Genomic DNA, 21,844 nt, shown 5'->3' with positions numbered 1-21,844 from the left:
CTGTCACAGGTCCTTCATGAGGTCCCAGAACGATCTGCAACGCTTGGCGCCGGCCATCCAAGCCGCGAGAAGCCACGCCTCCCACTCACCATCAGAGGTCACGACGTGAGGGTTGAGGAGAAGGTCTCCATCCCACTGGCCGACCAGAAGGGCGTCAGGCAGGTATTCGAGTCTGACGGCGTGCTGGTTCTGCTCCTTTCCGTAGACGAAGTAGAGGTCGTCAGGCACGCTCGGGAGCTGTTCACAGCCAGGCGATGTCCAGGCGGTGATCGTCGAGGGCCAGAGGTCGCGGAGCCAGCCGACTTCCGCGACCGGCGCCAGAGAGTACTCCTCGACGCCCCAGCCGTCGGAGAACAGGAGGAATTGCCGATAGCTCGGCGGCAGGCTCACGCCCAACCGCTCTTCGAGTCGGCTCACTTCCAGCTCGCCGGCCGGGGGATGGAGACCGGTGCCGGGCGGCAATGGCGGAAGGCCGGGGCTTTCGTCCGCCGGCTTGTCGGCCAACCAGATATCAGACCATGCGTACACGGTGCTCATGACGGGCGACGCTATCCGCCACGACTGACGATCCGCGTGACCAGAGGTGTGGGGTGGCGGACACGGCGCGGCGATCTCGCGATGGACCGCGTCGCCTCCCGTGCGGTACAGCCCGCGTACGTCAGGGTCGGCGACGGCCCTGGCCAGGAACGCGTGCCCGGCGCCTGCTTTCCCGTGGCGTCGTCGAGCTGTGGCCGGACGCCTCCCACGCCATCAACGGCGAGTTCCCCGAACGCGTCAACGCCCGGGTCCTCGCCTTTGTCGACGAGATCGACCGCACCGGCCACACACCGTGATCATCGTTCAGGTGCGGTCGAAGGTCTGGACGGTGATCAGGCAGGCGAACGCCGCGAGTGCGAGCGCGGTCCGTACGAGGTGCAGGTTCAGCCACCGCCGGCGGCTCTCCTCCCAGTCGGCGGGCAGGAGGTCGGGATCCCAGGCGTCCACCAGCCGGTTGAGGGGCTCCAGGCCCGTCAGGGTGAGGGCCACGGTGAGGATCACCATGATCAGGGCGGCCGCGGCGAGGCCGAAGGCGAACCATCCGCGGCGCCACGACAGGGCGGCCACGACGATCAGCGCCGCGATGCCTGCGAGCAGCAGCGGCGGCATGGCGCGGCCGTAGTCGACGTTGAGCGCCTGCCAGTAGCGGACGTACGCGGGTCCCGGCAGGCGGGCCACGGACGGGGCGAGCACGAGGAAGACGACGCCGCCCGCGTACAGACCGATGAGCAGCAGCGCGGCCATCCTGGACGCCGTCAGCACCAAAGACACCGGCACCTCCAGATTTGACTAGAAGAAGACATTTTCATTAGATGAGCATCTAGTCAATATGCTTCTGGAATCATGACTGGCGATGACTGAGCAGAAGAAGCGTCGCCCCTACTCCAGCGCCCTGCGGCAGGAGCAGGCCGAGGCCACGCGGCAGAGGATCGCGGGCGCGGCGCGGGAACTGATGATCAGGAAGGGCTACGCGGACACGACCATGGCCGAGGTCGCCCGCGAGGCGGGGGTGGCGCTCCAGACGCTGTACACGTCCTCCCCGGGCGGCAAGCCCGCCCTGGCCAAGCTCGTCTACGACATCACGCTGGCGGGCGACGCCCGGCCCCTGCCGCAGAGCGACCGCCCCGAGGTGCAGGCGATCATCGACGAACCCGATCCCGCACGCAAGCTGGCCCGGTACGCCGCCATGGCCACCGGGATCCTCCGGCGCATCCAGCCCGTGCACCGCGTCCTGCGCGCGGCCGCCGCCGCCTCCCCGGCCGACGCGGGGCTCCAGGAGGTCCTGGCCGACATCGAACGCGAGCGGCTGAAGGGCAGCCACGGACCGGCCCACCACCTGCACGCGCTCGGGGAGCTGCGGCCGGGTCTCACTCCGGCCAGGGCGGCCGAGCAGATCTACGTCCTCACCTCGACGGAGAACTTCGAGAAGCTGACCGAGGTCTGCGGGTGGACCGAGGCCGAGTACGAGGAATGGCTCGCCTCGATCCTCGCGGCCACCCTCCTCCAGGGTTGACGATCACATCCAGGACTCGACAGGAGCGCGGTCCACAGCTGTGACGAACGCCGTTACCAAGGCCGGCAATTCACCGGAGCCAGATCGACCAGATCACCACCAACGAGATCGCCCGAGAACCAGCTCACCAGGACTTCCGTCATGGTCAAACGAATGACGCGGTGATCATCTGAATGGCGAGGCCAGACGGCCACCGGTCATCGATCTGACTCGCCCTCGGTCAGCCAGCCCAGCCACTCGCCGTCGATGGAGGCTCCCCACGGCAGGAAGCCACCCGGCTCCGGCCAGGCGGCGAACGTGCCCAGCTCGTCGAACAGCTCATCCCAACCGTCTAAGGAGAACTTCGGATCCGGCGGCGGTGGCACCAGTGCGATAAGCCGCTCCCACGCACCTAGGCCAGTCACCCGCCGACTGTAGCGAGACGACCTGACAAACTCGCCTCCGGCGGAAGCGCTGCATGAGAGCAGCCGGGCCTATTGCGGACGGGTCACCGGGACCACGGTAAGCAGGTGATCAAGACCTTTGAAGTCCTTGGGATTGCAGGTGTACAGAGGGAGCCGGTTTGCGATCGCCACACAGGCGATCATCAGATCCGCGGTGCGGGGGCGTGGTTTGCGTCCTGAGGCGATGACGGCCGTCCACAGCTGACCGTACTCGCGAGCTGCGATGTCGTCGAAGGGGAGCGGGTCGAATTCGGCTTCGGCGGTCTGGAGGATCTTCATACGCTGGGCGAGTTCCTGTGGCCCTGTCGCCGTCAGGACGCCGACCGAGAGCTCCGCAGTGGTGATGGCACTGATCATCATCTCATCGGGGAGCTCATCGGGATCTATGCCAGCGCGCAGGATGAGGATATTGGTGTCGAGCAGCCCCAGAGGGTGGGTCATCCCTCGTCCTCGGCGAATTCACGTCTGCCGTACGCGCGATCGTATGGGTCGTAGAGATCGTCATTGACGTGAAGGTCCATGTCCGCGCGATATTTGCGGTCGTCCAATCGTGGCATGCCGCGTGACACGGCGGCGAACTCAGCGCGTGACACGGCCCGGCGCCGACGGCGGAGAGGGACCAGATCGCCGATGTGGTGACCATTACGGGTGACGGCGTACCGCTCCCCACGTTCCAGGCCGTCCATGATCTCCGCCGACCGATTACGCAGGTCGCGTTGAGAGATCTCGTGCGAGTGGTCGGGCTCGGGAGTGCTCACATCCCAAGTCTACGGCCTCGTGCCATTCGGTGCTACCGGGTAGCACTGATGCTGCCGGCCCCTGGGCCGAAGCGGTGGCGGTATTGCAAAGGGGTGAGGCCGATTCTGCGGCGCATCAGCGCGCGCAGGTTCGCGGCGGTGCCCAGGCCGCTGTGCCGGGCGACCGTCTCGAAGCGGGACTCGCCCCGTTCGATGAGCCGGCAGGCCAGGGCGAGGCGTTCCCCCGTCAGCCACGCCAGCGGGGTGGTGCCCAGTTGCGCCTGGAATCGGCGATGCAGGGTGGCCGCGCTGACCGAGGCGCGCGTGGCGAGGTCGGACACCGTGAGCGGGGCGTCCAGGTGCTCCTGGGCCCAGGCGAGTACGGGCGCCAGGGACTCGTCAGGCACGTCGGGCACCGGCCGCTCCACGAACTGGCGTTGCCCGCCGTCGCGGTGGGCGGCGAAGACCAGCCGCCGGCTCACCGAGTTGGCGACCTCCGCGCCGTGGTCGCGGCGGACGATGTGCAGGCCGAGGTCGAGCGCGGCCGCGCTCCCTGCGGCGGTGAGGATGTCGCCGTCGTCCACGAACAGCACGTCCGTCTCCAGCCGGACGGAAGGGAAGCGGGCCCGGAAGGAGTCCGCCCACTGCCAGTGGGCGGTGGCCCGGCGCCCGTCGAGCACCCCGGCCTCGGCCAGGGTGAAGGCGCCGCTGCAGAAGCCGACCAGGCGGGCGCCGCGCGCGTGCGCCCGGCGGATGGCGTCGAGCACGGCGGTTCTTCTGGGCACCTCGACGTCGGGACGGTTCGGGACGATCAGCGTGTCCGCCGCGTCGGCCGCTTCCAGGCCGGCGACGCCCGTGAGGGTGAAGAACCCGTCCCGCATCAGGGTGCGCGGCTCGGGGGAGCACAGGCGGAAGTCGTACAGGTCGCGGCCGAGCTCGGGCCGGCGCAGGCCGAAGACCTCGGTCGCGCAGCCCAGCTCGAAGGGGTTGGAGTTCTCGTCCACGATCACGACGACCCGGTGCGCGCCCGGGGCCCGGGCGATGTGCGAGGATTCTTGCGCCATGTGCTATTCCTAGCACTCACGCCGCCCAGGTCCGGTGGGCCAGGATGCACTCGTGAACCTCGAACCCATCGCCCTCAGCCAGGCCCTGGCCTCCTTCGACGCCCTGTGGAGTCCTCGTATCGTCACGCGGGTCAACGACTACGACGTACGCGTCGCCAAGGTCGAGGGCGAGCACGTCTGGCACGTCCACGACGACACCGACGAGTTCTTCCTGGTGCTCGACGGGGAGCTGAACATCGCGCTGCGTGAGCCCGGCGGGGAGCGTACGGTCCGGCTCCCCACGGGCTCGGCGTTCACCGTCCCGCGCGGCACGGAGCACAGGCCGTCCGCGCCCGCCGGGGCCGCGATTCTCATGTTCGAGCCCACCGGGACGTCGTCGGTCGGCGACCGCCACGCCGAGATTCCCGGCCACGTCGACGCGACGACGGGGCACCCGCTCGGTTCCTAGGGGAACTGCGCGAGCGACATGCTGTTGCCGTCCGGGTCAAGGATCTCGACATGGCGCACCCCGTTGGGGTAGGTCTCCACCGGTTCGTGCTCGATGCCGTGCGCGGCCAGGCGGGCCAGGATGTCGTCGAGGTCGGTCACGCCGAACGTGATCATGGTGCCGCCCACGCGGGCCGCCCGGACGGGCCGGTCGTCGATGACGAGCCAGGCGTTCTCACCGGTCTGCCACAGGTATTCCTCGCCGATGATCTCGTCCGCCGGCCGGCCGAAGAAGGCTTCGTACCACTTCAGCGAGATTGTCCGGTCACGTACGCACACCACGCTGTGCAGGTCCACGGGACCACTCCTCATGAGTTCGGTCGTCTCACAAGGAAGACCACGCCCGCCTCCGGGACTCATCGGAGGGAGTCGACGAACGCCTCGGCCTCCGCCGCGTCACCTTGCGCCGTGCTGCCCACCTGCTGATCCCGTGGGGTACCGACGCTCAGAAGCGCACGCTGCAGGTCACCTTCGTGCCGGTGCTGAACCACGTGACCGGTATGTAGTAGACGTAGAAGTGGTGGGTCCGCGTGCCGTGGCCTCCCTTGCTGATGGTCGAGGTGTACTGGTACTCCCATTCGTACGTTCCGTTGCCCTGGCTCTCGGGGACGCACCGGGGCGGCGGGATGGCGGCGGGCGGGATCGGGCTGGCGGCGGCGGGGCCGGCTGGTGCGGCCAGGGTGAGGCCGGCCGCGGCCAGCGTCGAGACCAGCAGTGCGATCTTCTTCATGCGTTCAAGGCTCGCGGACCGAAGGTGCCGGGGCCAGGACACGGGCAGGGCATTGACCGGTTATCGGAGTGCGGCGCGGGAGCGGGCGATCTGGTCGCGGGTGCGGGCGGACCAGATGTGTTCGTTGAGCGGGTCGAGCCGGTCGAGGCAGGTGGTGAAGTGGGCCAGCGCCACCTGTTCGTCGCCCCGCCACCGGCTGATCTGGCCCAGCGTGTACGAGATCAGCGCCTGCCCCCGCGTGTCCCCCACGTTCACGAACATCTGGGCGCACTGGGCGAGCATGCCGATGGCGGTGTCGTGGCGGCCCAGCGCGGCTTCGGCCTGGGCCAGCCGGTGCAGCGACAGCCGTTCGCCGGTCTCCCATCGCAGCTCGCGGCAGAGGCCCAGGCTGGTCCGGTAGTGGCCGATCGCCTCCTCGACGCGGCCCGTCTCGTAGCAGGCGATGCCGAGGACGCGTAGGAAACGGGCCCGATGGAGGGCGCTGTGGCCGTCGAGGTGGGCGAGGGCCAGGCGGCAGGTCGCCCCGGCGGCGTCGTGCCGGCCCAGGAAGCACTGGATCCCGGCGATCTCGGTCCACGCGCTCAGCAGTCCGTGCCCGTCGCCCAGTGCCTGGAACCGCTCGGCGGCCAGCGTGGCGGCGGCGAGCGCGGAGCCCAGGTCCTGCTCCAGGGTGGCGGCGACCCCGAGCAGCGCGTACGCCGCGCCATGCTGGTCCCCTGCCCGCGAGCTGCGGCCGAGCAGGCAGCGGAACTCGTCCGCGACCGTGCCGGCGCGCCGGCGATCGACCTCGGCGTCGGCGCTCACCAGCCGCAGGCGCGTCTCGGTGACGGTGTCCCCCGCCGCCCCGGCGGCGTCGGCGACCGTGCCCAGCATCCGTACGGCGTCGTCGTGGAAGCCGCGCACGACGAGGAACGGCGCCAGCGCGTACGCGAGACCGGCCGCCTCCCCTACCAACCCGGCGCGGGCGGCGGCCTCCGCCACGGCGACGAGCACGCCGCGCTCGGCCGCCAGCCAGGAGCCGCCCTCCGGGCAGGGCGGCGTCCGGGGCGGTAGATCCGGCGGCGGCGGGGCGAAGGCGAGGGGCAGCTCGGCGGCGGCGCCGGCGGCGCGGGCGCGGGCCTCGGCGGCGACCCGGCGCAGCGCGGCCGTCCGGCGTTCGCCGCTCTCCTCGGCGCGGAACAGCTCGCCGGCGAAGCCGCGCAGCAGGTCGTGCATACGGTAGCGGGGCTGGGCCGCGGCGTCGGCCGCACCGGCGGTGATCAGCCCGGCGACGGCCAGCTCCTCCAGGGAGCCGTCCACGTCGTACGCGCTCGCCCCCGCCAGCGCCGCCACCGTCCAGGCCGCCACGCCGTCGGCGGCCACCGAACCGAGCAGCCGGAACGCGCGCCGCGCGGGCGGCGACAGCGTCGCGTAGCTCGCCTCGAACGTGGCGCGGACGTCCAGGTGGCCCGCGCGCAGCTCGTTCAGCGCCGAAGCGTCAGCGAGCCGGCGGGCCAGCTCGGCCAGGGGCCAGGCCGGGCGGGTGGCGAGGCGCGCCCCGGCGATGCGCAGGGCGAGCGGCAGCCGCCCGCAGGCGTCGAGTATCGCCTCCGCCGCCTCCGGGTCGCTCGCCACCCGGTCCGCCCCGGCCACGCCCGCGAGCAGGGCGCGGGCACCGGCGCGGGTGGGCACGTCCAGCGCGTACGTGACCGCGCCCGGCAGCGCGGGCAGCGGCCCTCGGGAGGTGAGGAGGACGGCCGATCGCGGCGTGCCCGGGATCAGCGGCTGCACCTGGGCCTCGCCGGCCGCGTCGTCCAGCAGCACGAGCACCGCGCGGTCGGCGATCATGGCCCGGTACGTCGCCGCCCGCTCCTCGGTGGAGGCGGGCACGCCCGCGGAGTGCACGCCGAGCGCCCGCAACAGCTCCGCGAGCAGGTCGGACGGGTCGCGGGGCGAGGCCGATGCGCCGTGCAGCCGGACGAAGAGCTGGCCGTCGGGGTACCGGTCCCTGACCAGGTGCGCGACGTGCACCGCCAGCGTGGTCTTCCCGACACCGGGCGGCCCCGACACCGTCACGATGGCCGGCGCCCTGCCGCCCGTCGCGTCCCGGGCGTCCGGGGCGTCCAGGGCGGCGACCAGGTCCCCGGTTTCGCGCTCGCGCCCGGCCAGGTCGGCGATGTCGGCGGGAAGCAGGCAGATCCCCGTCCACGCCGGCTCCCGTACCGGCTCCAGCTCGGGAGCGGGGACGGGACCGTCGTCGAGAACCGCCGCGTGCAGCTCGCGTAACTCCTGGCCGGGCTCCAGCGCCAGCTCGGCGACGAGGACCGAGCGGGCCCGCCGGTACGCCTCCAGCGCCTCGGCACGCCGGCCCGCCCGGTGCAGCGCCAGCATGAGCCGGTGCCACAGGCGTTCGTTGAGCGGCGCGGCCTCCACCAGCGCGGTCAGCTCGCCGACGAGCTCGTCGTACAGGCCGAGCCGCAGGCGTACGTCGATCCAGCCGAGCCGGGCGCTCTCCCGGCGTTCCTCCAGCTCGGCGATGCGCGCCTGCACCGTCGCGGCCAGCGTCACGTCCTCGGCGGGCCGGCCGCGCCACAGCGCCAGCGCCCGCGCGAACAGCCGGTTCGCCGTGGCGGGCTCCCCGCGCGCCGCCTCCAGCCTGGCCTCGCGTACGGCCTCCTCGAAGGCGAGCGCGTCGAGCCGGTCGGGGCCGAGGCACAGGCGGTAGCCGTGCGGCACGGTCTCGACCTCGATCGCCGCGCGGCGCAGCGCGGTGAGGTACGTCTGCAGGTTCGGCAGCGCGGACCTGGGCGGGTCGTCCCACACCGAGGTGATCAGCCGGTCCCTGGTCAGGACGGTGTTGGGGTGGAGCAGGAAGACACTGAGCACCGCGCGCGCCTTGGCGGCCAGCCGGACGGGCCGCCGCGCGTCGGTGACCTGGACCGGCCCGAGGATCGCGAAGTCCACCTGCGTCTCCCGGCACGATCAGCGGTTCTGTCGTTCTATGGCGACCTTATGCGGTTTCTGTGGGCCGATGGAGGAGGTTGATCGGGAAACGACGGAAGGAGGTGAACGCGGTGAAGATCGAGGTTCGCAAGGTCGAGGCCGTCAAGGCGACCCAGTTCATGACCTGAGGCACCGCCTTTCAGCAGGTCGGGAGGCGGTGCGGCCGCCTCCCGACCAGTCCCCGGCCCGACGAACGATGCGGACAGCGCGATGCAGGTGATGTTGAAGGAGTGCGCCTGGGAACCCCTGGGCGACGAGCTGGTGGTGGTCCACGACCCGCGCGAGGCGTACACGCTGGCCGATCCCGGCGGCCGGATCGCGGCGCTCCTCGACGAGCTGGCGCGCGGGCCGGCCACGGCGGAGGAGTTGAGCACACGGCTGGCCGCGCGGGGCGTCGCCATCACGGGGGACGACGTCCGCGCGGGGCTCGCCGGGCTCGACACGCTCGGCCTGGTCGAGGACGCCGCGGAGAGATTCCTGGGCGACTCGGACGCCAACGAGCGGCATTTCTCCAATCTGACGTTCTTCGGGGCCTTCGCCCGGCTGGGCACGTCGCGGGCGGAGTTCGTCCGGCGGCTGCGCGACTCGCACGTCCTCGTGCTCGGCGCGGGCGGCGGCGGCTCGGCCCTGGTGCAGTGCCTGGCCGGGCTCGGCGTCGGCGCGCTCACGCTGGTGGATCGCGACGACATCGCGCCGCGCAACTTCGCCCGCCAGTTCCTCTACCGGCACGCCGACGTCGGCCGGTCGAAGGTGGAGCGCGCCGCCGAATGGGTACGCGAGTTCGACCCCGGCATCGAGGTACGCGCCGTGGACCGCTGGATCTCCGGCCCGGACGACCTCAAGGACCTGACCGAGGACGTCCACGTGATCGCGGGCGGCCTCGACGGCGCGCCCGACGCGAACCTGTGGGTGAACGAGGCGGCGCTGCGCGCGGGTGTCCCGCTGGTCGCCGGCGGGATGACCCGTACCCAGCTCATCTACTTCTCCGTGAACCCGGGCAGGAGCGCCTGCCTGCTCTGTGACCAGTCCGACCTGCCGCCACCCGACGGGCGTACGACCGCGGCGGTCGCGCAGCGGCTCAGCCGCGGGCTGCGGCTCGCCAACGGCCTCACCGGGCCGATGGCGATGCAGGTCGGGTCGCTGGTCGCGTACGAGGTCATGCGCTACCTGACCGGCGTCGAGCCGCCGCGCGCGGCCGGGGCCCGGGTCGTGCTCGACCTGCTGGACGGGCTCGTCCCCGTGTGGCAGCCGTTCCCCCTCGACCCGGCCTGCCCGGCGTGCGCGCTGGCCCGGCGGTGACGCCCATGACCGGCGGGGTCCGGCTGCGCCCGCTCACCGTGATCGCGGAGGGGGGCGAGGCCCTGGTCGGCGACCCCGCCACCGGCACCTTCGTGGCCATGCCCGCCGTGGGCGGCGTGCTGGTCTCGGCGCTGTTGCGCGGCGCGAGCGAGGAGGAGGCCGCCGCCGAGGCCGAGGCGTTCGCCGGTAAGCCCGTTGATCTGCCGTCGTTCGTGGCGACCCTCGCCGAACTGGGCTTCCTCGACGACCGGCCGGACGCGGAACGCCAGGTCGTGCGCACCGCGCCGATCCAGACGCGGCGCTGGTTCGCGGGGGTGAGCGAGCGGGTGGCCCGCCCGTTCTTCGGGCGGGCGGCCTGGGCCTGCTATGTCGCCCTCGCCGTGTTCTGCCTGGCCGTCTTCGTCACCTCGCCGTCGTTGTTCCCGAGCCCGGGACGGGACGCGTTCCTGCTCGACGACGTCGGGCTGAGCGTGCTGCTGCTCATGCCGTTCGTCCTGGTCTCGACCGCTCTGCACGAGGGCGGGCACTGGCTGGCCGCCCGCGCGATCGGCGTCCGGTCCAGGTTCGGGGTGGACCGGCGGATGATGCTGCTGGTCCTGGAGACCGACCTCTCCCAGCTCTGGACGGTGCCGCGGCGCCTCCGTTACGGGCCGCTGCTCGGCGGGATGGCGGTGGACGTGGTCGTGCTCAGCCTGCTGCTGGCCGCCCGGCTGCTGATCAGGCAAGGGGTGTGGTCGCCGGCTCCCGAGGTGGACGCGACGCTCGCGGTGTGGGTGTTCGTGAAGCTGGCGGGGCTGCTGTGGCAGTGCATGGTGTTCCTGCGTACCGACCTGTACGCGGTGCTGGTCAACGCGCTCGGCTGCCGTGACCTGTGGCGGGTCAAGACCCTGCTGCTGCGGCGGGCGTTCGGCCGGCTCACCCCGGCCCAGGCGGCGGAGCTGGTCGCGGCCGGCCCCACCGACATCAGGGCCGGGCGGTGGTTCCGTTGGGTGTGGTTGGCCGGGTTCGCCGGGGTGCTGGGCTGGTTCGTCGTCTTCGTGCTCCCGGTCGTGGCCGCCGCGCTGGCGTGGACGGCCGACCGGCTCGTGCTGGGGCCGTTCGAGCCGCGCTTCTGGTACGCGCTGCTGTGCGCCGTCCTGCTGCTCGGGCCGTACGCGCTGGCCCTTTTCCTGGCGGTACGGGAGCGCGTGCGGCGTTAGGCGCTCGGGTTGAGCAGCTCCGTGACGCGGAGGAACCCGTCGTCGCCGTGGCCCCGCCCGATGACGCGGCGGGCCAGCCCTTCGGCCGCGCGCATCACGCTCGCGTCGATGCCGTGGGCCTCGGAGGTGTGGACGATGTGGGCCATGGACGACACCGCCGAGGTGATCGGGTTCCCCTCGCCGGAGTACGTGCCGTTGTCCACGTCCGCCGCGCCCTCCTCGAAGAGCGGCGGGAGGATCGCGCCGATCCCCTGGGCGAACGGCGCCAGCTCCCGCGCGCTGATCCCCTCGGCCCTGGCCACGGCCAGGGCGTGGGCGTACCCGGCCATCGCTGTCCAGAAGATGTCGAGCAGGGCGATGTCGTACGCGGCCGCCCTGCCGACGTCCGCGCCGAGGTGGGTGTGGGTGCCGCCCAGGGCGTCCAGCGTCGGCCGGTGCGCGTGATAGAGCTCCTCGGGACCGCTGTGCAGGAACACGCCGGCCGGGGTGCCGATGGTCGGGGTCGGCGTCATGATGGCGCCGTCCAGGTAGCCGATGCCGTGCTCGCCCGCCCAGGCCGCGGTGTCCCTGGCCCGGTCGGGGGTGTCGGCGGTCAGGTTCACGAGCGTGCGTCCCTTGAGCGCGCCCGCCACTTCGTCGCGCCGTACGACGGCGTCCACCGCGTCGTAGTTGACGACGCAGATCACGGTCAACGGGCTCGCGCCGGACGCCTCCTCGGGCGAGCGGGCACTGGCCGCGCCCCGCTCGACCAGCTCATGCTCCTTGCCCGGCGTACGGTTCCATACGGTCGTCCGCACGCCGGCGGCCAGGAAGGCCCTCGCCAGCGCCCGGCCCATCGGACCCAGACCGAGCACGGTGACGGCAGACTGTTCAGTGTTCGAGGTCATGCCTCAGCTCCTCAAAATGGGCAATGAACGACGAAAAAGGGGACGACGATGACGCGCAGCCGCGCCCGGGACCCGAACGTCTGCGGGGTGACCGCCGCGATCGCCGTGATCGACGGCAAGTGGAAGACGGTGCTGCTCTGGCTGCTGGAATCCGGTCCGCACCGCCCCGGCGAGCTACGCCGGCGGCTGCCGGGGCTCACGGAGAAGGTGCTGACTCAGACGCTGCGGGAGATGGAGGCCGACGGACTGGTCCACCGGGAGGTGCACGACGTGCGGCCGCTGAAGACCGTCTACTCCCTGACCCCGTTCGGCCGCGAGCTCTCCGAAGCCCTGGCGCCGCTCTCCGACTGGGGCCACCGCCGTCTGGAGAAGCTGGCTGAGTCGCGACCAGCCTCGTGAACCACCGCCGAACCCCCGCTTCACCTGGTTGTACGGACCCCTCCGGCCCGCACGACCAAGCTTCGCCCCGTACGGGCCCGGCCGACAAGTACCCACAAAAAGGTGGCTATCGGGCGTCCAGTTCTTCCGCGAGGGCCCGCCAGTGGGTGTGCGCCCGGGCGCGGACCACCCGCAGAAGGGCCACGTCCCCGGAGAGAACCCGGTAGGCCAGCACCGCCCCGGGCGACAGGTCGGTGACGTGCCGCCACGGCGGGCGCAGACGCCTGCGGGCCGGCTGGGGGCCCGTGAGCTGCGCTCGCGCCTTCAGCAGCGCGGCCTCCCGCCGGGCCAGAACCTTGGCGCCCTCCGCGTCGGGCACTCCGTCCTCGATGAGCCGGCGGTAGTCGTCCCGTACGTCACACGCGAGGTCGTCCGAGAACAGGGCAGGACCCCAGGCAGCCACCCCGTGTCATTCCCGCTCAAGGGTGAGCAGCGGCTCGGCGAACACGGGGGCCGGGGCGTCGGGGTCCTCGGCGACGGCCCGTTCCAGGTTGCGGAGGCCGATCTCCTGCTCGTCGGGGGTGAGGTGGGCGAAGAACGACAGGGTGCGCAGGCGGAGCCGGTCGAGCATGTCGCTACGGGTGCCGGCCGAGGGTTCGGTGACCGTGGTGAAATCGGTGACGCGCCAGCCGGTCGCGGTGAACATGGCGATGACCTCGTGCAACGGCTGGAAGATCGCGGTCTCGACCTCGTGGGCCCGGGGAAAGTGGTCCAGCCACCACGGCCGGGGGTGGTGGTCCCTGAAGTTGGCGCGCAGCAGGAGCCGCCCGCCGGGGCGGAGCACTCTGGCGAGCTCGTGGACGGCCTGCGGCTTGTCCGCCACGTGGTGCCAGGACAGGAACATGAGGGCGTAGTCGGCACTCGCGGCCGGCACCGGCAGGCTCTCGGCGCGGCCTTCCAGGTAGCGGACGCCGGGCTGCGCCGACTGGGCCTCGGCCACCTCCCGCATGCGGACCGACGGCTCGACGCCGGTGACCGGGCCGAACGCGTTCGCCAGCGCCGGCGTGAAACGACCGGTCCCCGAGCCGACGTCCAGGCCGGTCAGGGGACGGCGGCCGGGCAGGACCGCCGCGAAGGCGTCGATCCAGACCTTGAGCTGCCGCTCGGAGAGCGCCCGGCCTCGGGCGTAGTTCTGGTGCTGCTCCTTGTCGTAGTCGACCCGTCTCATCGCGACTCCGATGTTCGCTCGATATATCGATCCGATACATCGTGACGATATGCCGCGCGATCTCATCCCGCAAGGCCGCGGCGGAGCACCTTCCCGGGACGCGCGCCGGACGCGGCGGCGTCGAGGCGGAAGCCATCGCCGGCCGCCCGCCTGTCGACCACGACCACCCCGTTGACCAGCACGAAGTCGATGCCGGTCGGCGCCGCCGGGGCGTCGAACGTCGCCCGTTCCCCCACGCTCGCCTCGTCGAACACCACCACGTCCGCCCACGCGCCGGCCCGCAGCACGCCGCGGTCGGTCAGCCCCATCAGCGAGGCCGGCAGCGAGGTCATCTTCATGACCGCCGTCTCCAGCGGCAGCGCCCCCTTCTCCCGTACGTACTCGCCCAGCACCTTCGGGAAGGCCCCGTAGCTGCGCGGATGGCACGGGGCCAGCCACGGCTGGTTGAACCCGTCGGTGCAGACCGCCAGGTACGGCAAGGACAGGTAGCGCCGGACGGCGTCGTCGCTCGTGCTCAGGTCGGTCCCCATGACGGCGTCGGAGCGCTCGTCGGGCAGCATCTCCAGGATGAGCTCGGCCTCCGCGTCCGGGGTCGGGGTGAGGCCGCGCGCGGTCAGGATGCCGGCCAGCGTCGTCCCCTTCCATCGGCGTCCGTCGCCGTCGGTCCAGTCGAACACCACCACCAGGTCGCCGTCGCCGCCGTGGTAGCGGGTGATCCGGTCGACGATGCCTTCCTTGATCCGCCGCCGGCGGAGGGGGTCGGGCAGGTAGGTGTCGAGCAGGGTCGTCCGGCCGGCCGCCAGGTGCTCGCCGGGGATGAAGATGGAGGGGTTCCAGCCGAAGAACGTGTACGGGTACTGGTCACCGGCCACGTCGATGCCGTCGGCGCGGGCCGCCTCGATCGCGCCGATCACCGCGTCCGTCTTCCACCAGTTGCACGCGCCGTCGGTCTTGAGGTGGGAGAGCTGGACGCGGGCGCCGGAGTCGCGGCCGATCCTGATGCCCTCCTCGACGGCGGCGAGCAGGTGGTCGCCCTCGCTGCGCATGTGGCTGGCGTAGAAGCCGCCGTGCTCGGCGACGACGGTGGCGCACGCGATCAGCTCCGCCGTACGGGAGGACAGGCCGGGGATGTACTCGAGCCCGGTCGACATGCCGAACGCGCCGTCCGCCATCGCCTTGCCGAGCACGTCCCGCATGGCCCCGATCTGCTCGCCGGAGAGCTCTTCGGCCCCTGCGGGGACGCCGCAGGCGTCGCGTACGTACCCGTGTCCGGCGAGCGTGCCGAAATTGACCGCGGGAGGGGTCTGGTCCAGGCGGCCGAGAAGCTCGCCCGGCGCCATTTCCGCCATTCCGCAATTACCGGCGAGGACCGTGGTGATGCCCTGCATGAGGTAATTCTTGAACAGCAGGTGCCCGGGGTCCCTGAACAGGTCGAGATCGGTGTGCGTGTGAATGTCGACGAAGCCGGGGCACGCAACCCGCCCGCCCGCCTCGATGACATCGGTGCCGGGCCCGATGAGCGCGGCCACCTCGGCATGGTCCCCGACCTGGCTGATCCTGCCTCCGCTGATCGCCAGCGCGGCCGCCCGCGGCCGCGCCGGGTCCATGGTGAGCACGGTGGCGTCGAGCACGACGACGTCCGCCGGGTCTGGGCGTGAATCAGGCATGCGATTTTCCGTTCCAAAGGTGTCCGAGTGATAATTGCAGGATTCTCGGCACGGCGGCGAAGCGCTGTCAAGAAAAGCAATGCGCCGGGCGCGCAAGTCGTAATAAGCGACGGGAGAATGACTGTCGAGCCAAGTACGCAGGCTCAGCGCGACGGCAGCAGGTCGGCGGGCACGCCGAGTTGTTCGGCCGTGAAGCGGGCGAGCAGGCCCCGCGCCGTCTCGGCGGACATGTCGCTGTAGCCGAGGGTGTTGCGCACGGCCAGGCTCTCGGCGATGGCGACGTACCGCTCGCACACCTCGGTGAGCGGCGCGACCGGCGTGAACGTGCCGTCCGCGACGCCCGCGGCGAACACCCCCATCACCGCGTCCGCCCACCGCCGCGACATGCGTACGCACTCGTCGAGGAAGGCCGGGTGCCGTCTGACCCGCGCCCACATCTCCAGCCACAGCAGGTACTCCTCGAAGGTGCCCTGGTCGCCGGGGATGCTGAGTTCGAGCAGGTGGCGCAGTTGGCCGATGGCGCTGACGTTCTCGTCGAGCAGGCGTTGCAGGGTGACGTGCAACTGGTCGCCGGCCCAGCGGAAGGCGGCCAGCAGCGCCTCGTCCTTGCTCCTGAAGTAATAGTGGATGCTGGCGTTCGACACCCCCGCCTCGCGGGCGATGTCGGCGATGCGGGTCGCCTCGATGCCGTGCTGGGCCATGAGCCGGCAGGCGGCGACGCGGATGCGGTCCTCGGGGGAGCCGGGGTCGGGGGTCAGGCCGGGCCTGGTGACGGCCTGCTCTTTCCAGCGACCGGCCAGCCTTCGCAGCAGGCCGGCGTCGTCGCCGCCGGCCTGGAGCACCTCGTCGATCCGCCGGGTCATCCGCCAGGCGCGCCGGTAGTCGACGCCCAGCGCCCCGGCGACCCGGTTCGGGCGCGCCTTGCCGGGTGAGTCCAGCACCAGCACGACGGCGTCGAGCCAGGCGGCGAGCGGCACGGGGGAGCCGGCGAACGGCGTGGTCGAGGCCGGGTAGACGTGCGCGCCGCAACTGTCGCACGCGTACGCCCGCCGCCGCGAGACCCGGTGGAACGAACGGTCAGCCGCGCACCGGCGGCAGTAGGGCGTCTGCCCTTCGGGGGCGTGGACGGCGCTCCAGAGCAGCGCCAGCGCGGCCTCCTCCCGCTCGGCGGCCACCGTGTCCGTACTTGCTTCTAAAGGTATTTTCACACTTCCGGCTCTCTGTAAATACAAGGCAGAACGTTCCTTGACAAGCCATCGCGGCGAATGGAATTGTTTCCGGCACCAAAGATATACCTGCAGAAACATGGGAGAAACAAATGGCGGCGCCGTTTCGTGACGATCTCCGGAGCGCGCCCACGGCCTGGACGGGCGGCGATTCACCGGCGGCGGCCTTCATCACCGGGCTCACCTGGGAGCGGTTACCGCGCGAGGTGATCGACCGGGCCGTGATGTGCCTGATCGACACGCTCGCGGCCGTGCTCGCCGGCCGGGCGTCGAAGTCCGCGCTCGTGGCCGACGACCTCGCCCGCGCCTGGTGGCCCGCCGGCTCGGCGACCTCGATCGTCAGCGGCGGCCCGCTGGCCACCGGCGGCGCAGCCTTCGCCAACGCGGTCGCGGCCAACGCCGTCGACATCGACGACTGCGGCATCTACACCTGGGGCCATCCCGGGGCTCAGGTCGTCCCGACCGCGCTCGCCCTGGCCGAGGAGCTGCGTCTCAGCGGGCGCGAGCTGATCACCGCGATCGTCGCCGGCTACGAGATCGCCTTCCGTGCCGGCCGCTGCGTCAACCACGAGCAGAGCGCCGTCCACTCGGCCGACCGCACCTACCGGGCCTGCGGCTCGTGGGGCGCGGTGGCCTGCGCCGCCATCGCCTGCCACGTCCACGGGCTGGACGAGACCACGACGCGGCACGCGCTGGGCATCGCCGAGTACGACTCCCCCGACCTGCCGATGATGCGCGCCATCGACACCCCCGGCATGGTCAAGCACGGCGTCGGCTTCGGCGCGCTCACCGGACTGCTGGCGGCCGACCTCGCCCGGCGCGGCTTCACGGGGATCGAGCCCAGCCTCGACCTCCCACGTTTCCGCCCGTACGTGGACGACCTGGGCAGCGACTACTACCTGCCCCACGGCATCACCTGGAAGCGGTACTCCAGCTGCGCCTGGACCCACCCCGCCCTGCTCGCCGTCGAGAAGCTGCGCACCGAGCACCCCCTGCCGCCCGCGGACATCGCCCGCGTCGTCATCGAGACCTACCCCGACGCCGCCCGGCTCGGCACCCGGCTGCCGGAGACCACCGAGGAGGCCCAGTTCAACCTGGCCTGGCCGGTCGCGGCGCTGCTGGCCGACGGCCGAGTCGGCCCGGACCAGATGGCCGACTCCCGCCTCGGCGCGCCCGAGATCGTCGAGCTGTGCCGGCGGATCGAGGTGGCGGTGACCGACGACCTCACCCGCCGCTACTACCTCTCGGAGGTCAACGACCCGGAGGGCAGCGACTCCGCCGTGGTCACCGTCACGCTGACCGACGGCACCGTGCTGTCGTCGGGCCGGGTCGACCACATCCTCTACCCCGAGCCCAGCTGGACCTTGGACGAGATGCGGGACAAGTTCACCTGGCTGGCCTCCGGCCGGGTGGCGCCCGAGTCGGTTCCCCGGCTGCTGGAAGCCCTGGAGGGCGTGGAATCCGCCGACGACAGCTCCGTCCTCGTACGGGACCTGGCGTCGTCCCTGACACCGGTTGGAGCCAACTGATGAGAGCACTTCGCCCGCGCGGCCGGTCGACGTTCCTGAGCGTGGTGGCGATGGTCGTCGCGCTCGGCGGCTGCGCCCTGGCCGCCGAGCCGCCCGCCCCCGAGGTCGGCGGCAAGGAGAGCGCCGCCCCCGCCTCCGCCGTCGCGACGCCCGCGGCCGACCCCGCCCTGCACGACCTGCTGCCCGAGCGGATCAAGTCGGCCGGCGTCATCCGGGTGGCCAGCAACATCCCTTATCCGCCCTGGGAGATGTACACGACGGCGGGCGGCCAGCAGCCCACCGGCATCGACTACGACCTCTCCCAGGCCCTCGGCGCCAAGCTCGGCGTGAAGGCGTCCTTCGACCAGACGGCCTTCGACAGCATGATCCCCGCCGTCCTGGCCGGCAAGGCCGACATCGTCATGGCGGGCATCTTCGACACCCCGAAGCGGCGCGAGTCGCTGAGCTTCGTCGACTACGCCAAGGACGGCTACTCCCTGCTGGTCGTCAAGGGCAACCCCCAAGGTCTGAAGGACGTCGCCGACCTGTCGGGCAAGACCGTCGCGGTGCAGAGCTCCACCTCCGAGGAGGCCGCGATGAGCAAGCTGAGCAAGCGGTTCGAGTCGGAGGGCAAGCCGGGCGTCACGGTCCTGTCGTTCCCCGGCGACAGCGAGGCGTTCCTGGCGATCAAGAGCGGCAAGGCGATGGCCCGCGTGCAGGCCACCTCGGCGGCCGCGTACGCCGCCAAGACCTTCGAGGACGGCAACGCGTTCGAGCTGGTCGAGGCGCCCTCTATCACCGCGGAGTTCGGCGGCGGCATGGAGGGCATCGGCGTCCCCAAGGCGGACACCGAGCTCAGGACGGCGCTGCAGAAGGCGCTGCAGGCGCTGATGGACGACGGGACCTACCTGAAGATCCTCTCCAAGTACGGCGTCGAGAACATCGCGCTGCCCAAGGCGGAGATCGACCAGGGGACCGACTAGGCACCCGCGAGAAGGAGAAGTGTTGTGACCTCCTTGGCATCCGCCGACGCCACCTCGGCCCCCGCCGGGCAGCGTCCGCCTCCCGTCGCCGTGGTGCCGGTCCGCCGGTACGGCCGCTGGGCGGCGGCGGCACTGGTGGCGTACGTCCTGTTCGCCCTCGGCTGGTCGTTGTGGCACAACCCCAACCTCGACCTCGCCTCGATCCGGCAATACCTGTTCGCGCCCTCGATCCTGTACGGCCTCGCCGTCACGATCGAGCTGACCCTCGTGGCCATGGTGATCGGCGTCGCCGGCGGCGTGCTGCTCGCGGTGATGCGGCTGTCGGACAATCCGGTGCTGTCCGGCGTCGCGCAGGGTTACATCTGGTTCTTCCGCGGCATTCCCCTGCTGGTCCAGGTCATCTTCTGGGGCTTCCTGGGCGCGCTCTACCCCAACCTCTTCCTCGGGATCCCGCTCACCGGCATCGTGTTCGGCTCGGTGCCGACGAGCTCGGTCATCGGCGCGGCCACCGCGGCGGTGCTGGCGCTGGCCACGAACGAGGCGGCGTACTGCGCCGAGCTGGTCCGCGCGGCGATCATCTCGGTGGACGGCGGGCAGCGCGAGGCGGCCATGTCGCTCGGCATGTCCTCGGGGCGCAGGATGCGTTTCGTCATCCTGCCGCAGGCCATGCGGGTGCTGATCCCGACGCTCGGCAACGAGGCCATCTCGATGCTGAAGATGACCGCGCTGGTCTCGGTCATCTCCGGACGGGACCTGATGACCAGCGTGCAGCAGATCTACCAGCAGAACTTCAAGATCATCCCACTGCTGGTGGTGGCCTCGCTGTGGTACCTGCTGCTGACCTCGGTCCTGAGCGTCGGCCAGCACTACGTCGAGCGCTACTTCGGCCGCGGGTTCGGCGTGAAGCCCTCGGCCGCCGCCGAACGGCGGGCCCGGCGGCGCGCGGCCGCCCGCGCCAAGGCCGAGCCCTCGCCCGCGCTCGTTCCCGACGCCCCGCAGGAGACCGTGGACGACGCCGAGCCCATCATCAAGGTGGAGCAGGCGTGGAAGTGGTTCGGCTCCACCGACGTGCTGCGGGGCGTGGACCTCACCGTCCGCCCCAGGCGGACGCTCGTCCTGCTCGGCCCGTCGGGCAGCGGCAAGTCCACCCTGCTGCGCTGCGTCAACGCCCTGGAACGCCTGGACTCCGGCCTGGTCGAGGTGGAGGGCCGGCGGGTCGGGCTGCGCGAGGCCGGCGGCCGGCTGCACGAGCTGACCGAGGCCGAGCTGTGCCGGCAGCGGGTCCGTATCGGCATGGTGTTCCAGCGTTTCAACCTGTTCCCGCACATGACCGCGCTGGAGAACGTCACGCTCGGTCCCCGGCGCGTGCTGGGCCTGTCCCGCGCGCAGGCCGAGGCGGAGGCCGAGCGGCTGCTGACCCGGGTCGGCCTGCGCGACAAGCTCGACTCCTACCCGTCGCAGCTGTCCGGCGGGCAGCAGCAGCGGGTGGCGATCGCGCGTGCCCTGGCGATGAAGCCGCACGTCATGCTGTTCGACGAGCCGACCTCGGCCCTCGATCCCGAGCTGGTGGGCGAGGTGCTCGACGTCATGAAGGACCTGGCCGGGCAGGGCATGACCATGATCGTGGCCACCCACGAGATCGGGTTCGCCAAGGAGGTCGCCGACACCGTCGCCATGCTCGACGGGGGCGTCGTCATCGAGTCGGGCCCGCCCGGGGAATGCCTGGTGGCACCGAAGGAGGAGCGCACCAAGGCGTTCCTGTCGAAGGTCCTCGCGTGACCCCCCGCCCCTCATCACGTTTTCCGGAGGTCTGAGCAGTGCCCGAGATCATCGTCGTCGGCGCCGGCGTCATGGGCGCGTCCACCGCGTTCCACCTGGCTGAACGCGGCGCGCGTGCGGTCACCGTCGTCGACGCGCGGCACGCCGGGGAGGGCATGAGCAGCCGCTCGTCGGCCCTCGTCCGGATGCATTACACCTTCGAGCAGGAGGTACGTCTCGCGGTCGACAGCCTCGCCTTCTTCCGCGAGTGGCCGGAGCGGGTCGGGCGGCCTCCCGTGCTGCGCGAGTGCGGGTTCGTCCGGGTCGTCCAGCCCGGCGAGGCCGACCTGCTGCGCAAGAACGTCGAGATGCAGCGGGCCTGCGGGGCCGAGGCCGAGGTGATCACCGCGGCCGACGTGCTGGAGCTGGAGCCGCGCTGGCGGGTGGACGACGTGGTCGCGGCCGCGTACGAGCCGCGCGCAGGCTACGGCGACGGCGCGGTCGTGGCGGGCGATTTCCTGTCCCGCGCGCGGGAGCTGGGCGTCGCCTACCGGCCCAACACCCCCGTACGCTCGCTGCTCACCGACGCCGGCGGCCGGGTGCGCGGGGTGCGTACCGACACGGGCGACCTCATGGCCGACCTGGTCGTCCTGGCCGCCGGCGTCTGGACCCGCCCGCTGCTCCTGGCCTTGGGCGTGGACCTGCCCATCGAGTCCGAGTACCACGAGGTGACGGTCCTGCGGGACGGGCCCGGCGGGCCGGCGTCGAGGATCGCCTGCATCGACTCGGGGACCCGTACGTACTTCCGGCCGGAGGGCGGCGGCCTGCTGCTCGGCGACTTCATCGGGCCGCGCGACGGGATCGACCCCGACGACTTCCCGCAGACGCCGGGCGAGGAGAGCGTGGTGGAGCTGGTCGGGCGGGCCGCGCGCCGCGTTCCCGCCCTCGCCGAATCGGGCATCAGCCGCGGCGTGACCGGCGTGTACGACATGTCGCCCGACGCCCGGCCGATGCTGGGCGCGGTGGCCGGGATCGAGGGACTGATCGTGGCGGCCGGCTTCTCCGGCATGGGCTTCAAGATCTGCCCGGCGGTCGGCCGGGCCCTCGCCGAGCTGGCCCTGGGAGAGCCGCAGACCGTGGACGTCTCCGCCTTCACCCCCGACCGGTTCGCCCAGGGGCGGCCGATCGCACCCCCCTACGGGTACGACGACGACTGACG

Annotated in this window: 23 protein-coding genes; 9 read left to right on the top strand and 14 right to left on the bottom strand. The window is 71.7% G+C overall.

Annotated features, from left to right (window positions below):
* Positions 1-3: 3 nt before the first annotated feature.
* Complete coding sequence (locus tag SMD20_RS30665) at positions 4-537, bottom strand: SMI1/KNR4 family protein (RefSeq protein WP_329588013.1); 534 nt, start codon at positions 535-537, stop codon at positions 4-6.
* A gap of 303 nt (positions 538-840) precedes the next feature.
* Positions 841-1,308, bottom strand: a complete 468-nt coding sequence (locus tag SMD20_RS30660; protein WP_329588011.1) for a DUF1772 domain-containing protein — start codon at positions 1,306-1,308, stop codon at positions 841-843.
* 82 nt (positions 1,309-1,390) lie between these two features.
* Between SMD20_RS30660 and SMD20_RS30655 the strand changes: the two genes are divergently transcribed.
* Positions 1,391-2,050: a TetR/AcrR family transcriptional regulator gene (locus tag SMD20_RS30655; RefSeq protein ID WP_329588010.1), complete on the top strand. Its 660-nt coding sequence runs from the start codon at positions 1,391-1,393 to the stop codon at positions 2,048-2,050.
* Positions 2,051-2,247: 197 nt separating this feature from the next.
* On the opposite strand, the gene SMD20_RS30650 is transcribed toward SMD20_RS30655, so the two are convergent.
* The 4 genes from SMD20_RS30650 to SMD20_RS30635 all read right to left on the bottom strand — a co-directional run bounded on the left by SMD20_RS30650 (position 2,248) and on the right by SMD20_RS30635 (position 4,294).
* Positions 2,248-2,454, bottom strand: a complete 207-nt coding sequence (locus SMD20_RS30650; protein WP_329588008.1) for a hypothetical protein — start codon at positions 2,452-2,454, stop codon at positions 2,248-2,250.
* 69 nt (positions 2,455-2,523) lie between these two features.
* Entirely contained in the window at positions 2,524-2,934 is a 411-nt protein-coding gene (locus SMD20_RS30645) for a type II toxin-antitoxin system VapC family toxin (protein WP_329588006.1), read from the bottom strand.
* Positions 2,931-3,251: a type II toxin-antitoxin system Phd/YefM family antitoxin gene (locus tag SMD20_RS30640; RefSeq protein ID WP_329588005.1), complete on the bottom strand. Its 321-nt coding sequence runs from the start codon at positions 3,249-3,251 to the stop codon at positions 2,931-2,933. The genes SMD20_RS30645 and SMD20_RS30640 overlap by 4 nt, the downstream gene beginning before the upstream one ends.
* Before the next feature lie 32 nt (positions 3,252-3,283).
* Positions 3,284-4,294, bottom strand: a complete 1,011-nt coding sequence (locus SMD20_RS30635; protein ID WP_329588003.1) for a GlxA family transcriptional regulator — start codon at positions 4,292-4,294, stop codon at positions 3,284-3,286.
* A gap of 52 nt (positions 4,295-4,346) precedes the next feature.
* Here SMD20_RS30635 and SMD20_RS30630 point away from each other — a divergent pair, with 52 nt between their 5' ends.
* Positions 4,347-4,742 carry a cupin domain-containing protein gene (locus SMD20_RS30630; RefSeq protein WP_329588001.1) on the top strand — a complete coding sequence of 132 codons (396 nt, stop codon included), beginning with the start codon at positions 4,347-4,349 and terminating at the stop codon, positions 4,740-4,742.
* Here the strand turns inward: SMD20_RS30630 and SMD20_RS30625 are convergent.
* The 3 genes from SMD20_RS30625 to SMD20_RS30615 all read right to left on the bottom strand — a co-directional run bounded on the left by SMD20_RS30625 (position 4,739) and on the right by SMD20_RS30615 (position 8,453).
* Complete coding sequence (locus tag SMD20_RS30625; protein ID WP_329588000.1) at positions 4,739-5,077, bottom strand: VOC family protein; 339 nt, start codon at positions 5,075-5,077, stop codon at positions 4,739-4,741. The two genes, SMD20_RS30630 and SMD20_RS30625, sit on opposite strands and share 4 nt — an antisense overlap.
* Before the next feature lie 148 nt (positions 5,078-5,225).
* The gene (locus SMD20_RS30620; protein ID WP_329587998.1) at positions 5,226-5,510 is read right to left on the bottom strand and encodes a hypothetical protein; all 285 of its coding nucleotides are present in this window, start codon (positions 5,508-5,510) and stop codon (positions 5,226-5,228) included.
* Between the two features lie 60 nt (positions 5,511-5,570).
* A complete protein-coding gene (locus SMD20_RS30615; protein WP_329587996.1) occupies positions 5,571-8,453 on the bottom strand; it encodes an AfsR/SARP family transcriptional regulator in 2,883 nt (960 codons plus the stop codon).
* A 249-nt stretch (positions 8,454-8,702) separates the two neighbouring features.
* Between SMD20_RS30615 and SMD20_RS30610 the strand changes: the two genes are divergently transcribed.
* Positions 8,703-9,791 (top strand): ThiF family adenylyltransferase, encoded by a 1,089-nt coding sequence (locus tag SMD20_RS30610; RefSeq protein WP_329587994.1) that lies wholly within the window; start codon positions 8,703-8,705, stop codon positions 9,789-9,791.
* Between the two features lie 5 nt (positions 9,792-9,796).
* A complete protein-coding gene (locus SMD20_RS30605; protein WP_329587992.1) occupies positions 9,797-10,990 on the top strand; it encodes a hypothetical protein in 1,194 nt (397 codons plus the stop codon).
* Here the strand turns inward: SMD20_RS30605 and SMD20_RS30600 are convergent.
* Positions 10,987-11,877: an NAD(P)-dependent oxidoreductase gene (locus SMD20_RS30600; RefSeq protein WP_329587991.1), complete on the bottom strand. Its 891-nt coding sequence runs from the start codon at positions 11,875-11,877 to the stop codon at positions 10,987-10,989. The two genes, SMD20_RS30605 and SMD20_RS30600, sit on opposite strands and share 4 nt — an antisense overlap.
* A 48-nt stretch (positions 11,878-11,925) precedes the next feature.
* Here SMD20_RS30600 and SMD20_RS30595 point away from each other — a divergent pair, with 48 nt between their 5' ends.
* A complete protein-coding gene (locus SMD20_RS30595; RefSeq protein ID WP_329587989.1) occupies positions 11,926-12,276 on the top strand; it encodes a winged helix-turn-helix transcriptional regulator in 351 nt (116 codons plus the stop codon).
* Positions 12,277-12,382: 106 nt separating this feature from the next.
* On the opposite strand, the gene SMD20_RS30590 is transcribed toward SMD20_RS30595, so the two are convergent.
* The 4 genes from SMD20_RS30590 to SMD20_RS30575 form a co-directional block, all read right to left on the bottom strand.
* A complete protein-coding gene (locus tag SMD20_RS30590; RefSeq protein WP_329587987.1) occupies positions 12,383-12,718 on the bottom strand; it encodes a hypothetical protein in 336 nt (111 codons plus the stop codon).
* Between the two features lie 6 nt (positions 12,719-12,724).
* Positions 12,725-13,483: a class I SAM-dependent methyltransferase gene (locus SMD20_RS30585; RefSeq protein ID WP_329587985.1), complete on the bottom strand. Its 759-nt coding sequence runs from the start codon at positions 13,481-13,483 to the stop codon at positions 12,725-12,727.
* A gap of 62 nt (positions 13,484-13,545) precedes the next feature.
* Positions 13,546-15,150 carry an N-acyl-D-amino-acid deacylase family protein gene (locus SMD20_RS30580; protein ID WP_329587983.1) on the bottom strand — a complete coding sequence of 535 codons (1,605 nt, stop codon included), beginning with the start codon at positions 15,148-15,150 and terminating at the stop codon, positions 13,546-13,548.
* Positions 15,151-15,293: 143 nt separating this feature from the next.
* A complete protein-coding gene (locus SMD20_RS30575; protein ID WP_329587981.1) occupies positions 15,294-16,358 on the bottom strand; it encodes a TetR/AcrR family transcriptional regulator in 1,065 nt (354 codons plus the stop codon).
* 110 nt (positions 16,359-16,468) lie between these two features.
* Here SMD20_RS30575 and SMD20_RS30570 point away from each other — a divergent pair, with 110 nt between their 5' ends.
* Genes SMD20_RS30570 through SMD20_RS30550 form a run of 4 tightly spaced genes read left to right on the top strand, consistent with a single transcriptional unit; the run spans position 16,469 to position 21,842 of the window.
* Positions 16,469-17,905, top strand: a complete 1,437-nt coding sequence (locus tag SMD20_RS30570) for an MmgE/PrpD family protein (RefSeq protein ID WP_329587979.1) — start codon at positions 16,469-16,471, stop codon at positions 17,903-17,905.
* Positions 17,905-18,867, top strand: a complete 963-nt coding sequence (locus tag SMD20_RS30565) for an ABC transporter substrate-binding protein (RefSeq protein ID WP_329587977.1) — start codon at positions 17,905-17,907, stop codon at positions 18,865-18,867. The genes SMD20_RS30570 and SMD20_RS30565 overlap by 1 nt, the downstream gene beginning before the upstream one ends.
* Positions 18,868-18,891: 24 nt before the next feature.
* Positions 18,892-20,646 carry an amino acid ABC transporter permease/ATP-binding protein gene (locus SMD20_RS48430; protein ID WP_442942526.1) on the top strand — a complete coding sequence of 585 codons (1,755 nt, stop codon included), beginning with the start codon at positions 18,892-18,894 and terminating at the stop codon, positions 20,644-20,646.
* Between the two features lie 38 nt (positions 20,647-20,684).
* Positions 20,685-21,842: an NAD(P)/FAD-dependent oxidoreductase gene (locus SMD20_RS30550; RefSeq protein ID WP_329587975.1), complete on the top strand. Its 1,158-nt coding sequence runs from the start codon at positions 20,685-20,687 to the stop codon at positions 21,840-21,842.
* The last annotated feature ends 2 nt before the right edge of the window (positions 21,843-21,844 follow it).

It is taken from the genome of Nonomuraea sp. LP-02 (assembly GCF_036289125.1).
GTDB lineage: Bacteria > Actinomycetota > Actinomycetes > Streptosporangiales > Streptosporangiaceae > Nonomuraea > Nonomuraea bangladeshensis.
Note: the sequence above shows the minus strand (reverse complement) of the source record. Positions and strands in the feature narration are given on the sequence as shown.

Excerpts from the sequence above, each read along its gene's own strand:
- SMD20_RS30565 (WP_329587977.1), top strand. The coding sequence starts at position 17,905 with ATGAGAGCACTTCGCCCGCGCGGCCGGTCGACGTTCCTGAGCGTGGTG.
- SMD20_RS30645 (WP_329588006.1), bottom strand. The coding sequence starts at position 2,934 with ATGACCCACCCTCTGGGGCTGCTCGACACCAATATCCTCATCCTGCGC.
- SMD20_RS30620 (WP_329587998.1), bottom strand. The coding sequence starts at position 5,510 with ATGAAGAAGATCGCACTGCTGGTCTCGACGCTGGCCGCGGCCGGCCTC.
- SMD20_RS30600 (WP_329587991.1), bottom strand. The coding sequence starts at position 11,877 with ATGACCTCGAACACTGAACAGTCTGCCGTCACCGTGCTCGGTCTGGGT.
- SMD20_RS30585 (WP_329587985.1), bottom strand. The coding sequence starts at position 13,483 with ATGAGACGGGTCGACTACGACAAGGAGCAGCACCAGAACTACGCCCGA.
- SMD20_RS30610 (WP_329587994.1), top strand. The coding sequence starts at position 8,703 with ATGCAGGTGATGTTGAAGGAGTGCGCCTGGGAACCCCTGGGCGACGAG.
- SMD20_RS30655 (WP_329588010.1), top strand. The coding sequence starts at position 1,391 with ATGACTGAGCAGAAGAAGCGTCGCCCCTACTCCAGCGCCCTGCGGCAG.
- SMD20_RS30605 (WP_329587992.1), top strand. The coding sequence starts at position 9,797 with ATGACCGGCGGGGTCCGGCTGCGCCCGCTCACCGTGATCGCGGAGGGG.
- SMD20_RS30570 (WP_329587979.1), top strand. The coding sequence starts at position 16,469 with ATGGCGGCGCCGTTTCGTGACGATCTCCGGAGCGCGCCCACGGCCTGG.
- SMD20_RS30595 (WP_329587989.1), top strand. The coding sequence starts at position 11,926 with ATGACGCGCAGCCGCGCCCGGGACCCGAACGTCTGCGGGGTGACCGCC.
- SMD20_RS30665 (WP_329588013.1), bottom strand. The coding sequence starts at position 537 with ATGAGCACCGTGTACGCATGGTCTGATATCTGGTTGGCCGACAAGCCG.
- SMD20_RS30635 (WP_329588003.1), bottom strand. The coding sequence starts at position 4,294 with ATGGCGCAAGAATCCTCGCACATCGCCCGGGCCCCGGGCGCGCACCGG.
- SMD20_RS30580 (WP_329587983.1), bottom strand. The coding sequence starts at position 15,150 with ATGCCTGATTCACGCCCAGACCCGGCGGACGTCGTCGTGCTCGACGCC.